This is a genomic window from Paenibacillus sp. ACRRX (assembly GCF_022346885.1).
GTDB lineage: Bacteria > Bacillota > Bacilli > Paenibacillales > Paenibacillaceae > Paenibacillus_B.
This window is the reverse complement of sequence record NZ_JAKRNK010000001.1, coordinates 765,385-779,512: the sequence shown is the minus strand read 5'-3', so window position 1 is coordinate 779,512 and position 14,128 is coordinate 765,385. Positions and strand designations below refer to the sequence as shown.

14 protein-coding genes are annotated in these 14,128 nt (G+C 46.3%); all 14 read right to left on the bottom strand.

Translation table 11 applies throughout. The features are described 5' to 3' along the window. Positions 1–55: 55 nt before the first annotated feature. The 14 genes from MH117_RS03495 to aroB all read right to left on the bottom strand — a co-directional run bounded on the left by MH117_RS03495 (position 56) and on the right by aroB (position 14,125). The gene (locus MH117_RS03495; protein ID WP_239327245.1) at positions 56–1,204 is read right to left on the bottom strand and encodes a hypothetical protein; all 1,149 of its coding nucleotides are present in this window, start codon (positions 1,202–1,204) and stop codon (positions 56–58) included. Between the two features lie 231 nt (positions 1,205–1,435). Continuing rightward, the gene (locus MH117_RS03490) at positions 1,436–2,038 is read right to left on the bottom strand and encodes a histidine phosphatase family protein (RefSeq protein ID WP_239327244.1); all 603 of its coding nucleotides are present in this window, start codon (positions 2,036–2,038) and stop codon (positions 1,436–1,438) included. Positions 2,039–2,109: 71 nt separating this feature from the next. Then, positions 2,110–2,703: a zf-HC2 domain-containing protein gene (locus tag MH117_RS03485; protein WP_239327243.1), complete on the bottom strand. Its 594-nt coding sequence runs from the start codon at positions 2,701–2,703 to the stop codon at positions 2,110–2,112. A gap of 7 nt (positions 2,704–2,710) precedes the next feature. Next, positions 2,711–3,286, bottom strand: a complete 576-nt coding sequence (locus tag MH117_RS03480; protein WP_028544268.1) for an RNA polymerase sigma factor — start codon at positions 3,284–3,286, stop codon at positions 2,711–2,713. Between the two features lie 524 nt (positions 3,287–3,810). Then, the gene (locus MH117_RS03475; RefSeq protein WP_239327242.1) at positions 3,811–4,905 is read right to left on the bottom strand and encodes a prephenate dehydrogenase; all 1,095 of its coding nucleotides are present in this window, start codon (positions 4,903–4,905) and stop codon (positions 3,811–3,813) included. Continuing rightward, a complete protein-coding gene (hisC, locus tag MH117_RS03470) occupies positions 4,902–5,999 on the bottom strand; it encodes a histidinol-phosphate transaminase (protein WP_239327241.1) in 1,098 nt (365 codons plus the stop codon). The genes MH117_RS03475 and hisC overlap by 4 nt, the downstream gene beginning before the upstream one ends. A 44-nt stretch (positions 6,000–6,043) precedes the next feature. Continuing rightward, positions 6,044–6,883, bottom strand: a complete 840-nt coding sequence (trpA, locus tag MH117_RS03465; RefSeq protein WP_239327240.1) for a tryptophan synthase subunit alpha — start codon at positions 6,881–6,883, stop codon at positions 6,044–6,046. Position 6,884: 1 nt separating this feature from the next. Continuing rightward, positions 6,885–8,108, bottom strand: coding sequence for a tryptophan synthase subunit beta (gene trpB, locus MH117_RS03460; protein WP_239327239.1), 1,224 nt, complete (start codon positions 8,106–8,108; stop codon positions 6,885–6,887). Continuing rightward, a complete protein-coding gene (locus tag MH117_RS03455) occupies positions 8,092–8,802 on the bottom strand; it encodes a phosphoribosylanthranilate isomerase (protein ID WP_239327238.1) in 711 nt (236 codons plus the stop codon). Before MH117_RS03455 ends, trpB begins: the two co-directional genes overlap by 17 nt. 10 nt (positions 8,803–8,812) lie before the next feature. Beyond that, complete coding sequence (gene trpC, locus MH117_RS03450) at positions 8,813–9,628, bottom strand: indole-3-glycerol phosphate synthase TrpC (RefSeq protein ID WP_239327237.1); 816 nt, start codon at positions 9,626–9,628, stop codon at positions 8,813–8,815. Then, on the bottom strand, positions 9,618–10,658 hold the full coding sequence (gene trpD, locus MH117_RS03445) for an anthranilate phosphoribosyltransferase (RefSeq protein ID WP_239327236.1): 1,041 nt from the start codon (positions 10,656–10,658) through the stop codon (positions 9,618–9,620). The genes trpC and trpD overlap by 11 nt, the downstream gene beginning before the upstream one ends. Continuing rightward, complete coding sequence (gene trpE / locus MH117_RS03440) at positions 10,658–12,292, bottom strand: anthranilate synthase component I (RefSeq protein ID WP_239327235.1); 1,635 nt, start codon at positions 12,290–12,292, stop codon at positions 10,658–10,660. The genes trpD and trpE overlap by 1 nt, the downstream gene beginning before the upstream one ends. Positions 12,293–12,618: 326 nt before the next feature. Continuing rightward, positions 12,619–13,002 (bottom strand): chorismate mutase, encoded by a 384-nt coding sequence (aroH, locus tag MH117_RS03435; RefSeq protein WP_239327234.1) that lies wholly within the window; start codon positions 13,000–13,002, stop codon positions 12,619–12,621. A 1-nt stretch (position 13,003) separates the two neighbouring features. Continuing rightward, complete coding sequence (aroB, locus tag MH117_RS03430; RefSeq protein ID WP_239327233.1) at positions 13,004–14,125, bottom strand: 3-dehydroquinate synthase; 1,122 nt, start codon at positions 14,123–14,125, stop codon at positions 13,004–13,006. Positions 14,126–14,128 lie beyond the last annotated feature (3 nt).

The following is a 14,128-nucleotide window of genomic DNA, read 5'->3' as shown; positions in this document are numbered from 1 at the left end:
TTCAGAATACCGGATGGATTTCTGCAAGCGCAGCAAGAAAAAAGTTGGAATCATCTTAGCAATGCCGTTGCTGCTTGTCAACAATTAATGGAATCTTATCATCATGATCGACATACACGCCTTGAATTAAGGTTTGTCCACGCTTCGTAACCTGCACGAGCGGACCAAGCTGCGAATGTTCTCCATATCGCAGCAGCCCCAAATATACCATCATACGAATAATGCGCTCTCTGAAAATAGATTGCGGCGTATCATAATAAAATGGCTTCAGATATGGCTGTAGAATGGATTCTAACGATTCTATTGTTGACCAGCGAGCGCTGCACAAGTTTACCCAGTGCACAATCGACAATAAATTGGGCACCGCATTTTTGTATAACTTTAACCAAAAACGATAGATGGGTTGAATCGGTTCATATCCGCCCCCATTAATAAACCGTTCTTGTCCTGTCGCTGTTAAGCGCAGGTGGCCTTCCATTTCCTCCAACCAGCCCTGATAAAATGCATAATCATAGATCAAGGACATCCGATTCGGGTAATCATGGAACCGCCTGCCGTATCCAAATCGCCACTCGCCTTTCTGGACAACAGCTTCCTTCACTGCAAAGCTGTCTAACAACTGCTGCTGTGTTTTTTTGTACATCACACTTTCGTTGTTAAGCGGCACTACTCCAGTATGAACAAACCGAAGCAGCTCTATCAGATCTTCTCCTAGTCGCCCATCCTCATCCCTATACGCCTCAGGCTCGTGCACATGAACCAACTGATGCTGAAATCGCTTGTGCAGTACATCACGAAACCTTCTTTTCAGATCATCTGGAACCTGGAACAAATACTTGGTTTGCTGACTGCATCCATTAAATAACCAGCCACTATGTTTAAACTTGACGATGGTATCCCTTGGATTTGCTGCTTCCTTGTTATCAGCCGCCTGTGAATCAAACCGAGTCTGCTGCACACGCGAAATGAGCTCTTCCAGACTAAATGCAGCTCGTTCATCGAAAAGCAAAGAATTTAAAAACCGCAGCTCTTCTAATGACATCGTATTCACTTGGTGCTCGAATATATCTCTGCTGCCCACAGCGCTCAGAATGGATTGAATCAGGTCATGTTTGGAATGCGAGTTGCATTCACAATCATATTGACGGGCAATACGAGCAAGCTGCTGTATATCCGCGTAACTAAGCATATCCGCTAAGTTCATGTTTCACCTCCATCCCGTATTCTTTTAATTTCTTGCCGAATCTCGTTGTACAGTAACCATTATTGGAAAAATGCACTTATTTATACGATCTATATACAAACAGATTAAAAAAACTTTTTATACAAATAAAATAAGCCTGCGGGTACATGCTTAGCAGCATGCAAACCACAGGCTTATTCGTTGTGTCTAATCGCAAACAAATGCGAATACCTTACTCTAATACAGACTTTATTAGCGTTGCAATGAGTGGGGTTGAACGTGGGCTGAGCAATTCATCAGCAAAGAGTGCCACTCCGTGTGATTGCGCTCGATAACTGTAAATGACAAATTGCCAATATGTCCTGTACATGACTCACCGAACAAACCAATAAACAGCTGGGCCAGCCAGCTGCCATGAGATACAATTAAAATGTTCTTCCCATCTGCGGCGGATGCAATGTGCTCCAGACTATCATGAGCTCGTTGACGAAGCACTTCGTCAGTCTCTTGACCAAGCTCCATCTTGCGCCAGTTCAAGCCCCACATCGTTTCTCGTTCCTCCGCAGTCGTACCTTCTATCTGACCATAATAACGCTCTAACAATCCTAGATGCGGTGCTAATAACGGGAGGTCGAGTTCACGCGCAATAATGGTGGCCGTTTCTTCAGCACGCATCAAACCACTTGAAATGACAGCATCAAAACGGTAAGATTCTTGCTTAAGCCGGTCAGCTAACATTAAAGCTTGCGAACGACCCACCTCATTCAGCGGAATATCGGTCTGTCCCTGTATCTTGCCTAACGCATTCCAATCCGTCAATCCATGACGGACAAGTCCGATTATTTGTGAAGTCATGAATTCTCCTTAGTTCACCTTAAATCTACTAGGTTGATTACGATGGGGAATCCCCTCACTATATTATGAACTTACTGCTTCACCCTCGTCAACCAATTCAGAAGCAGTAACGCAAACGTCACTCCAAACAAAGATAATGCTATCCAATAATGAGGGACTGTTGGAACAAGAAGAAGTGGTTCAATCGCACTATCTGCAGGTATATCGACGATAATAGCATTCGTCGTTGCGTCTGTACTTCCTGCAATAACAGCCGGGATAAGACCTGTTACTGGCTCTGCCTTGCTCGGTTCAAGGCGGATAACTAACACGATCAGACTACACAGAAACACAGCAAGACAAAATGAAATGATCCCCGCTAATACATTGCGTGTACGCGGTGACATGCGATGACCGCGACGATGAACCGGCATTAGCCACTGGTCCTCGCTATAAATGCGTTCCATCACCAAGGCGGGCTCGAATGATATTCTTTCGAACACCTCATCTTCTGCCTCCCAATCCATGAGGTCTTCATTCCATTCTTCACTTGCTGCCCATATGCGATATTGCTCCGCACACCCCTCACATTCTTGCAAATGGATATCAATCGCAAGACGTCGCGGATCGTCAGCCGGCATATCGGTGTATTCCGATATCCAATCGAGCGCTTCCGCACATTTCATTATCCGTTCATCCCTTCAACCCAGGCTCAGCAATGTAGCCTTCCAGCTGCAATTTGATGCTCGCTCTTGCCCGGAACAACAGTGACTTAACGGAACTAACTGTCTGCCCCAGCTTATGTGCGATCTCTTGATAGTCGAGCTGGTCGTATTCACGTAAGATGATAGCGGATCTTTGTTTCTCGGGCAAATTATTAATTGCTTCCCTGACGAGATTCACTTTCTCGTTTCGTAATGCTGCATATTCAGGGACTACTTCCTTAGGCGCTTCCGGTACGATACTGTTGTCCTCGTCAAGTGAGACCTGAATGCTGCGCTGCTTGCGTAGCTCGCTTAGCACCGTATTGCGTGCAATCGTATACAGCCAGGTTGAAAATGACGCCTCAGCCTCTCGGAACGTATGTAAGCTTCTAAATGCCTTATAGAAAGTATCCGCGCACAAATCTTCCGCCATCAGCTCTAGCTGAGAACTTTTGAGCATGTGATAAATAAAGGCTAACACTTTACGTTGATAACGATTCATCAAATCCGCATATAATTCGACATCACCGTCTTTAATATCGCGAATGATCTGGGAATCAGTCATGGATTGCGATCCTCCTAGCTTTCCATTTCGATCCCGATGCGCTACCTTACGTTTATACTCCAGAAGTTATAAAAAGTTGCGAATCGGTGATTCAAAACTATAAATCTCTTAATATGTTCTACCATTTTGTCAAGTTATGCTAGCTTTTGTCATACTATTGGGCACAATCGTATTTTAACATAGGTCAAAAGCCAATTAACCTTAAATTTTCTTAAGATTCAAAATTAGGTACCATTCATTATGCTTCTGTATATCTAACGCATAGCTTTCCTGTTTTGTTGCACACGGCATAAAAAAATTTAAAAACAAAAAAAAAACCACTCCATCAAGGAGTGGCTGCACACTGTGCAAATATTGGATAGGAGTGGAGAGAAACCATACTGTACTGTTATTATATTGTATACGTTTTCATTATGTCAATAACATTACAAAAATAATTTCTTATTTTATCAAATTTTTCCGTTTGGGCCCTGTTTACGAACCTTCACAAGCCCTCTGCATCTACTGTTTTGGCACTAACTCCCTTATACATATACCGTGTATCCAATTGACGTCAGCAGTGCATTAGCCTTATCCCAATCATCCTGCTGGCGGAAGGACAGTCGCAGCACCCCTGGCACATCCTCCCGACTTTCAATGATCTGGAGATTGCTCAAGTTAATGTGATGACTGCCAAGCACCGTTGCAATCTTACCAATAATACCTGGCGTATCAGGAACATCCATGTACAAATCGTATAAGGCATGGATAATCCCTTTCCGCCGTTCTGGCATCCGGCTCCTGAATTCACCAGACTGTTTGAACGCCTGCTGAATTCGATCACTGTCTTTGTTCGTTAAGATGTCAATCCAATCCTCAACGTTATGTCTCCAATCACGCAACAGCGTGAGCATAACATCCCGATTATTAATTAAGATATCACTCCATATCGTCGGGTCGCTGGAAGCAATCCGTGTAATATCTCGAAACCCTCCAGCAGCCAAATGAACATACATGTCATTTTGCTCATTATATTCTCGCACTTGATTAACAAGCGCCGCAGCCACGATGTGCGGAAGATGACTGATTGCACCTACAACGCGATCATGCTCCTCCGGATTCATCCTAATAATATGAGCACGCGTGTACTGCAGTAAGTCGACCAGACGCTGATAAGCAGACTCATTGACTTCTTCGTCAGGTGTCAGGACATAGAATGCATTCTCAAACAATAATGTAGAAGCTGCTTCAACTCCAGAGCGCTCAGAACCTGCCATCGGATGACCGCCAATAAAATGTACGTCCTCCCAATTCAGTTCACGCGCGCATTTAGATACTGAGGCTTTTGTACTGCCCACATCCGTAACAACACAACCGCGTCTAAGCGGTAAAGCACGAAGACGCAAGAGCATGCTATCGAGCATGCCTACGGGGGAGCATACAAAAATGTAATCTGCATCGCTTACGGCTTCCTCAAGTGAGGTCGTTGCCGTATCAACTACTCCTCGTTTTACGTATTTATCTGTGGACGATGGATTTGGTGAATACCCGATCACTTTAATACCTGGTTTACCTTTAAAGCAAAGGGCGAGCGAGCCGCCGATGAGCCCTACGCCCAGAATTGCAATGTTTGTACTCATGATGTCACCTTAACTTCCAGCAGAATCTGCTCCAATGCTTGTACGAAAGCTTCGTTGTGCTCAGGCTTCCCTATTGAAACACGCAAATATGTTGGGTACTTCCCATGACCTGCTCGTGTAATTATTCCTCTCTGCATTAGCATCAGGAACATGTCTTGTGCGGGCATGCCAACATCTACGAGGACAAAGTTGCCATGGGCAGGAAAGCTGTGCAATTGAAGACGATTGAACTGCTCTTGCAGGTACTCTCTTCCTTGTTTGTTGTTGTTCCTGCACATTTCAATGAAGGCCTGGTCTTCAATAGCAGCCTTTGCGGCAGCCTGCGCAAAACGTGTCGTATTAAAAGGCTCACGTACTTGATTAATTGTGTGGATCACAGCAGGATCGCCAACCCCATATCCGATGCGGAGGGATGCCAACCCATAAATTTTTGAAAATGTACGCAATGATATTAAATTGTTGAACTCTTTCAACAAAGCAAACGTGTCCGGAAATTGATCATCTGTCACATATTCAACATATGCTTCATCCAGCACGACTAATACATGCTTAGGCATCTGATTCATAAAAGCCACAATCTCATTGTGGGATAAAATAGTGCCTGTCGGATTGTTCGGATTGCAGATCCATACAATCTTGGTACGTTCCGTGACAGCGGCAAGCATAGCATCCAGATCATGAGCACCGTGCTTCATCGGTACTTCAATACACTTTGCGCCTTCAATCTCCGCGTTATGCTTATACTGTGGGAACGTCTGATCCGCCATGATTGTCTCATCACCTGCGACGAGGTAAGCCCGGCAGATCATTAATATAATCTCATCAGAGCCAGCTCCAAAAATAATCTGGTTCGTGTTTACACCCAAGTGATGAGCAACAGCCGCTGTTGTCTGCAAAGCTGCACCATCAGGGTAAAGACTGGTATTGTTTACTTCATTTACAATGGCTTGCTTAGCCAGTTCGGAGCTGCCGTATGGATTCTCGTTCGACGCTAATTTAATCACTTCGTCAAGTCCTAGCTCACGCTTCACATCTTCAACTGACTTGCCTGGCTGATATACAGGCAAATGTACGACTGATTTCTTAGGCTGCATAGCTGCCCCACCCTTTCTGCAAATCCCTCATTGTGCTTACAAATTTATGACTTCAATTGTCGCACAAATTCACAAATTTGCAAGACCCCTGCATGGGAAGTATCTGGGTTCAGCAGCAACGGTATTGCATTTTCAATTTGCCTTACGATTGCGCTACCCACAATAACCCCGTCGCAATGCGGACTGAATCGGCGTACATGCTCTGCGGTGGAGATACCAAACCCGACACCAATCGGCAATGCCGTGGAAGCGCGCACCTCGTCCAAGAACGCTTCTACGTTCGCTTCAAACGTATCTCGCGTCCCGGTCACCCCAAGCGATGAGACACAGTAAACAAAGCCTCGAGCTGAGTTCACGATTCGCTGAATCCGTTCTTTAGAAGTCGGGGCTACAAGAGGTACAAGATGCACTTGGTAATGATCAGCAATCTCAAGTACCGGCCCACTTTCTTCTACTGGGAGATCAGGGATGATTATTCCGCTAATATCTGCCTCTGATAACGCCTGAAATAATGACTCAAGGCCATACTGAAGAACAGGATTATAATAAGTAAATAAAATATATGGAATTTTAGCACCCTGTAAGCGTGCTTGCTTAGCCAACTCAATCCCATCGCTGATTGTAATATTGTGCAGCAAAGCACGAGCTGACGCCTTCTCAATTACAGGACCATCCGCTAAGGGATCGGAGTAAGGAATTCCGAGCTCAATTGCATCTGCACCCGCTTCTTCCATACCAAGCAGCAATTGCAGCGTTATATGTCTGTTTGGGTCTCCTACTGTAATAAAAGGGATAAGTGCTGTCTCGCCTCTCGCCTTTAATTGTGCGAATGCAGTATCAATTCGATTCTCTATTTGAGCAGTTGCATTTCCTACATTAGTCATCCTACTCGCCTCCTAATTCCAATGCTTGCATAATCGTCCCTACATCTTTATCGCCTCGACCCGACAAACAGATTACAAGAAGTTGATCTGGGCTCATCTGTGGCGCAAGCTTTACTGCATGTGCAATCGCATGGGAGGACTCTAATGCAGGCAAAATGCCCTCTGTTCTGCACAACAACTGCAGCGCCTCAATCGCCTCAGCATCTGTAATCGGCACATATTCGGCGCGAGAGCAGTCTTTAAGATAGGCATGTTCAGGGCCCACTCCAGGGTAGTCGAGTCCAGCTGAGATGGAATGTGCGGGCTGAACCTGACCATGCTTATCTTGGAGCAAGTAGCTGAGCGATCCTTGAAACACACCAGGACGGCCGAGCGTCATCGTTGCCGCATGCTCCTCGGTGTCGATCCCTTTCCCAGCAGCCTCGACCCCTATCAGTCTGACCTGGTTGTCTTCAATAAAAGGATAGAACATCCCCATCGAATTGCTACCCCCACCAACAGCAGCCACTACTGCATCTGGCAGTCGTCCTTCCATCTCAAGTAGTTGTTTCCGTGTCTCATCGCCGATGATCCGTTGAAAGTCTCTTACGATCATAGGATAAGGATGCGGACCCACAACGGATCCTAATATATAAAACGTATCTTCGACATGGCTGACCCAGTAGCGCAGCGTCTCATTGCCAGCATCTTTGAGCGTCCGTGTGCCAGATAGCACGGGAACGACTTCCGCTCCAAGTAGACGCATGCGAAATACATTTAGCTGCTGACGCTTCATGTCCTCTTCGCCCATAAACACTTTGCATTCCATGCCTAGCAGTGCAGCAACCGTTGCCGTGGCAACACCATGTTGGCCCGCTCCCGTCTCCGCAATGACTTTACGTTTGCCCATACGCTTGGCCAGCAGCGCCTGGCCGATCGTATTATTAATTTTGTGTGCTCCAGTGTGGTTTAGGTCTTCGCGTTTCAAATATATTTTAGCACCGCCAAGTTCTGCGCTAAGCCGTTCTGCGTGATACAAGGCTGTTGGTCTGCCTGAATAATTTCGCAGCAAATGGATCAATTCTTTCTGAAAATCCGGATCAACTACATACTGTTTATAAGCTTCCTCCAGTTCCAAGAGTGCGTTCATTAATGTCTCTGGGACATAGCGGCCTCCAAATGATCCATATCGACCTTGTTGATCCGGATAGGTATACGTGTTAGTCGTATCAGTTGAGCTTGTCATAAGATCTCACCCTTTCTATAAATGAAGCCACTTTAGTTATGTCTTTTATGCCGTTAGATTCAACCCCACTGGATACGTCTACTCCCTGAATAGAGTATTGTGAGAGAAGAGAGCCTACATTATTAGGATCTAATCCACCTGCCGCGTAAAGCGGTAAATGCATTTGATGAGCCACTTTTGCATATGCCGGAATGACGTCCCATGCAAAAGTTATACCTGACCCGCCGCCATGCACAGGATCATGTGTATCCAGCAGTAACAGATCTACATAATTGCTGCATCTGTCCAACGTAGACAGCTGTCGCTCGGCTTGTTCGTTCCGTGTATATGAAATCTGATCTTTTTGAGCAACACGAGGTTCTGTTATCGATATCGTACTCCATATTTGAACGTCCCAACGTTCTTTAATCCATTGATATATGTCTGTATCCTCAACGTGGTGCAATTGCACAGCCTGCAGGGGAACATGGTCTAGCACTTGCTGCAATCCATCACGATCTACTTTGGCAAACACACCAACTGTGTGTGGAATATCAGCGACTGATGCTTGTAGCTGTCTGATGAGTCGTTTCCCTTCAAGAGGAGTAATCTGGCGCCTGCTCGGTGCAAACACAAAGCCGATGTGATCTGGCTTCAAAACAGCTACATCACATAAAGTACGGACATCGCTCAAGCCGCAAATCTTTACCTTCATCGTTCTCCTCCTAGCTATTAATTTGCTCAGAGGCGTTCTCCACCCCGCTCATAAGGTCATTTACGGCTGCTCCAACTTCTCCTTGGCGCATAAAATGTTCACCGATCAGGACTGCGTCAACATGCTGTTCTGCCAATGCTGCCAGATGCTCTGGCAAATGAATTCCGCTCTCACTTATTAAGACACGTCCTTCTGGCACAAGAGGGCGCAGCTTCTCCGTCTGTTTGAGATCAGTTACAAAAGTATGGAGGTTCCGATTGTTAATCCCTACTAATTCCACATTCTCCAAAGCATTTACTCTCGCCAGTTCAGCTTCATCATGGACTTCGACAAGAGCTTCCATTCCAAGCTCACGAGTAAATTGGTGCAGGTGCTTAAGCTCATCATCGTTCAGTATCGCAGCGATCAACAGAACTGCATCAGCTCCAATCACGCGGGCCTCTAACAACTGCTCTTCGCTTATAATGAATTCCTTACGCAGCAAGGGGACCTGTACTTCCGCTCTCACCATTTTAAATATATCAATCCCACCTTGAAAATAGGATACGTCAGTCAGCACAGATAGCGCATCAGCCCCTGCCCCAACGTAATCGCGCGCTATCGCAACAGGGTCAAAGTCAGCCCGGATCAATCCCTTAGATGGCGAAGCTTTCTTCACTTCTGCTATGAGGCCGATTGCACGCTTGCGCTGTGTGGTTAATGCCGCTTTCAGGGAACGAACAGCGGGCATACTCGCCGCCGCTTGCTCTACTTCATGACGATTCATCGTCTTGCGCAAATTCGCTACTTCCTCTTGCTTAGTTGCTACGATTCGATTAAGAAACATGACTTAGGCCTCCTGTCGTTTCGATCCATTGTTCAAGCTTATGCAATGCCTTACCGCTGTCGATTGCTGCTGATGCTGTATGAACTCCCTCAGCAATGGACTCTGCTTGACCTGATACATAAATGCAGGCTCCTGCATTGGCAAGCACGATGTCGCGGTGTGCGCCATGCTCACCGTGCAGTATTCGATTTATCAGAGCTGCATTCACATTCGCATCCCCACCCAGTACTTCGCTCAGCGGCTTTGTAGCTAACCCAATTTGTTCTGGCGTAATATCGTAAGTAATGATATCACCATTTCTCAGCTCGCTGATCCGTGTAGGAGCAGACAAGCTTATTTCATCCAAGCCGTCTGCACTAGCTACGACCAAGGCACGTTTTAGGCCCAGTTCACGTAACACTGCTGCGACTGTATCCGTCTTTGTCCGATCATATATGCCCAGCACCTGACGATCAGCCCCAGCAGGATTCGTTAGCGGCCCAAGCATATTAAATACGGTGCGTACACCTAATTCTCTACGTGGAGCAGCAGCATGCTTCATTGCAGGGTGGAATACCTGTGCAAACATAAAGCAGATGCCAATCTGGTCAAGGCAATCAGCAGCTTGCTCGCTGCTAAGCTGAATGTTCACCCCAAGCGCTTCTAAGACGTCCGCGCTGCCTGCTTTACTCGAAGCTGAACGATTACCATGCTTGGCAACACGTACTTCCGAGGATGCTGCTAAAATAGCGGAAGCGGTAGAAATATTAAATTTATGAATACCTGATCCACCTGTACCACACGTATCCAGGAGGCGATCTTTTGCTGTAACAACCTGATGAGCACGGCTGCGCATCGCTTCCGCAAAGCCAGCAATTTCATCAACGGTTTCGATTTTTAGCCGCATACCAGCCAACAAGGCGCCGATCTGAGCCGAAGTGGCCAGCCCTTCCATTATATCTTCCATGACTGCTCTTGCCTGTTCCCTTGATAGATGATTCCCTTCCAGCACAAGACGCAACCCTTCTTTTACCCGCTCATCTGTGTTCATCATTGAATCCCCCTTTCCATTTCCGAACCCGGTTCAACCTGTAAGTAATAATCCCAATTCACTTGGCTGCACCCCGTTGTTGGAGGGGACGCTGTACTGCTATCAACTGTCTGCTTACGAAGCTGTTCACTGAATATTAGTTCTGCTCGTTCAATGGCCACTAACATTCCCTTTGCTTTATTTACGGTCTCTTCGTATTCTTTTTCTGCGATCGAATCCCACACGATACCGGCTCCTGCCTGTACATAAGCTTTGCCATGCTTAAAAATGATCGTTCTGATCGTAATACAAGTGTCAAGATTGCCATTAAAGCCAAGATACCCGATTGCACCTGCATAAGCTCCACGCGCTTCATGCTCCAGCTCTGCTATAATCTCCATCGCTCTAATTTTCGGCGCACCTGATACGGTTCCAGCAGGCAGGCAAGAAATAAAAGCATCAAAGAAATTTTTGTCTGCGCGAAGTTGGCCGGATACGTTAGACACAATGTGCATGACGTGCGAGTAGCGTTCAACATTCATATATGAATCACATTGAACCGAACCATATTCGCATACACGTCCAATGTCATTTCTTCCGAGATCAACCAGCATGATGTGTTCGGCGCGTTCTTTCTCATCTGCCAGAAGCTCTTGCTCCAGCGCATTGTCGCATTCGACCGTGTTTCCTCTTGGTCTTGTTCCTGCGATCGGTCGAGTCTCGACGCGATCTTCTTTCACCCGCACTAACGCCTCAGGCGAAGACCCGACAAGTGTCTCCTCTCCCATTTTAAGCATGTACATGTAGGGTGACGGATTTGTAATACGAAGCATTCGATATACATCTAGCGGCTCCGCCTCCGTTGTTTGTTCAAATCTTTGCGACAACACCACCTGAAACACATCTCCTGTTCGAATATACGCCTTCGCCCGTTCCACTTTATCCATAAAGGATTGCTTGGTTTCGTTGCTGCGCAATGAACGGCTGGCAGTCGACTGCTGTGTTGTGAACTCCTCATGGGGCATAGATCTCAGAGCATTGGTTAGCGGTGCTGATAGTAAGCAGATTAGCCGCTCCAGCTTAATCTTAGTTTCTTCATACAATTGAGTGATCTGTGTGGCTTCAGCATGCTCTGGAACGTGTAGGTTCACCATCACCTGCATCTGCTGCTTTACATGATCAAATGCAATTAATTGATCACAGAACATAAACTGAATATCGTTCATGTTCAAATCATCCTTGGTATGACGCGGCAGTCGTGCTTCATATTGCTGCATCAGGTCGTAACCGAAAAATCCGATCGCCCCGCCAGTCAAAGGCGGCAATCCCGGAATAATCGGGCTGCGGTATTGCTGCAGCAGACTTTGAAGTGCTTCTAACGGCTTATCTTCCATGCAATGCTGTCTTCCCTGCTCAACAACAACGTTAACACCGTTCTTTCCTTTGAAAAGCAAGAATGGGTCTGTACCTATAAAAGAGTAACGGGCCCACTGGGTACCCCCCTCTACACTTTCAAGCAGGAATGCATACTTCTCATGTTGGAGCCGTTGAAACAGCCGTATTGGTGTTTCTGTATCTGCTACGATTGTGCAGGATAAAGGAATCACATTATAATGCTTGGATAACTCAAGAACTTGATTAATATGGGGAAACATCGTCCTTCACTCCTTTCAGTCCATTAGCCTCAAAAGGCTGATTTAAAATGGACAGAGTGCAACAAAAAAACCTCTACGCACAGTAGAGGTTGTTGTAAATAACGATGAAATTATTAGTGAGTAGGTGAATACAGCTCAGGGTATAGATAATATGCCAGAATAAAGTCTTGTTCGATACAAGACGTTGCATATAATCTGCCTGAACGAATTCAATAACATAGGCTCTAATTCTCAGCTCTGCTCTGCTCAACTAATCTCATCTAAACTATACTCTGCTCAACTCTGCTACTGTCAATATACAACAACAGCATCGCATTCGTCAAACATTAGGATAAAGTTTGGGTACGGTCCACAAGATCTGGTCGTAGTTTGGCCGCTTCATTCAAATAAACATGATGAATTTCCGCCTGCGCTTTGTCCGTATTTACATTTAACATAATTCGAATACACATCGGCAAACTGCCTGCCACGGGTATTTCCAATGAACACATGATTGGAACCAGTTCCCAACCTGGAATCGTTCTGACTGCGCGCGCTGGAAACGTTGCATCTAGATCTTGTGTCATCGTAATCCATACATGTGAGATGTGCTCGGGATCAATCTTATTCTCTTGCACAATCTTGTTTAATAGCTCTGTCGTCGCCAGTAGAATCTCATCGGCATCGTTAGTCGTTACAGTAGTAGCTCCTCTTATTCCCCTCACGAGCATCTTATTCTCTCTCTCCTTTCAGCTGATCAACGATTTCCCGCACTAAAGATACAGATACATCGCGCCGGATGTCCACAGCTCCGATAGCAGTCGGCACTACAAACACCATCTGTCCCTCGCTGAACTTCTTGTCATGCATCATGGCTGACATAATAGCATCTGTATCATAATGGGCAGGAATAACCGTTGGCAGGCCAAATGCCTCCATCAATTCACGTGTACGAGACTCGATAGTCGGATCTTCCCCTAGTCTGGCCGCAAGCATGGCCGATCCCACCATGCCAATCGCAATCGCTTCGCCATGAAGCAACTCTCCGTATTGGCCGACTGCCTCCAAAGCGTGCCCTATCGTATGGCCCAAATTGAGTATCGCACGCAGATCATTTTCCCGCTCATCTTGTGAAACGACCTGCGCTTTAACACTGCAGCCTGTGTATAATCCGTACTGCAAACTCTCCTTATCCAGACGCAGCAATTCGGCAGCATGCTCGCCACACCAAGCAGCGAAGTCAGCGTCCCAGATAAGGCCATGCTTAACCATCTCCGAAAGTCCCGAACGAATGTCACGAATAGATAACGTACGCAGCGATTCTGTATCATAAATAACCATCTCTGGTTGATGGAACGCACCAATGATATTTTTGGCAAGCGGGTGATTGACAGCAACTTTACCGCCGACACTGCTATCATGTGCCAATATTGTGGTAGGCATTTGCACAAAACGAATACCGCGCATATAGGACGACGCCACAAACCCCGCCAGATCACCGACAACGCCGCCCCCAAGTGCAACAATGGTTGATTTGCGATCAAGACCAGCTGCCAACGCTGCCGTCACACAGTGCTCCAATTGGGATAAAGACTTGGACGTTTCCCCTGACGGGACAATATATTCTGCTACCCGATAACCAGCCGCCTCAAGCGATGTCTTCACAGTGTGTAAATGAAACTCCGCCACATGTGTGTCGGTAATAATAAGCACAGGACTCTTCGATGTGATAGCTGCCAACTGAAACAATTGCCCAGAACGGACAAGCAGGCCTTCTCCTATCCAGATTGGATAGGAGCGACCGTTAATATCGACTGATAGTTCCGCAGCCTGCACTTGTTCATTTATATTCATCAT

Excerpts from the sequence above, each read along its gene's own strand:
- MH117_RS03480 (WP_028544268.1), bottom strand. The coding sequence starts at position 3,286 with ATGACTGATTCCCAGATCATTCGCGATATTAAAGACGGTGATGTCGAA.
- MH117_RS03495 (WP_239327245.1), bottom strand. The coding sequence starts at position 1,204 with ATGAACTTAGCGGATATGCTTAGTTACGCGGATATACAGCAGCTTGCT.
- MH117_RS03490 (WP_239327244.1), bottom strand. The coding sequence starts at position 2,038 with ATGACTTCACAAATAATCGGACTTGTCCGTCATGGATTGACGGATTGG.
- hisC (WP_239327241.1), bottom strand. The coding sequence starts at position 5,999 with ATGCAGCCTAAGAAATCAGTCGTACATTTGCCTGTATATCAGCCAGGC.
- MH117_RS03455 (WP_239327238.1), bottom strand. The coding sequence starts at position 8,802 with ATGAAGGTAAAGATTTGCGGCTTGAGCGATGTCCGTACTTTATGTGAT.
- trpE (WP_239327235.1), bottom strand. The coding sequence starts at position 12,292 with ATGTTTCCCCATATTAATCAAGTTCTTGAGTTATCCAAGCATTATAAT.
- trpD (WP_239327236.1), bottom strand. The coding sequence starts at position 10,658 with ATGAACACAGATGAGCGGGTAAAAGAAGGGTTGCGTCTTGTGCTGGAA.
- MH117_RS03475 (WP_239327242.1), bottom strand. The coding sequence starts at position 4,905 with ATGAGTACAAACATTGCAATTCTGGGCGTAGGGCTCATCGGCGGCTCG.
- aroB (WP_239327233.1), bottom strand. The coding sequence starts at position 14,125 with ATGAATATAAATGAACAAGTGCAGGCTGCGGAACTATCAGTCGATATT.
- trpB (WP_239327239.1), bottom strand. The coding sequence starts at position 8,108 with ATGACAAGCTCAACTGATACGACTAACACGTATACCTATCCGGATCAA.
- trpA (WP_239327240.1), bottom strand. The coding sequence starts at position 6,883 with ATGACTAATGTAGGAAATGCAACTGCTCAAATAGAGAATCGAATTGAT.
- MH117_RS03485 (WP_239327243.1), bottom strand. The coding sequence starts at position 2,703 with ATGAAATGTGCGGAAGCGCTCGATTGGATATCGGAATACACCGATATG.
- aroH (WP_239327234.1), bottom strand. The coding sequence starts at position 13,002 with ATGCTCGTGAGGGGAATAAGAGGAGCTACTACTGTAACGACTAACGAT.
- trpC (WP_239327237.1), bottom strand. The coding sequence starts at position 9,628 with ATGTTTCTTAATCGAATCGTAGCAACTAAGCAAGAGGAAGTAGCGAAT.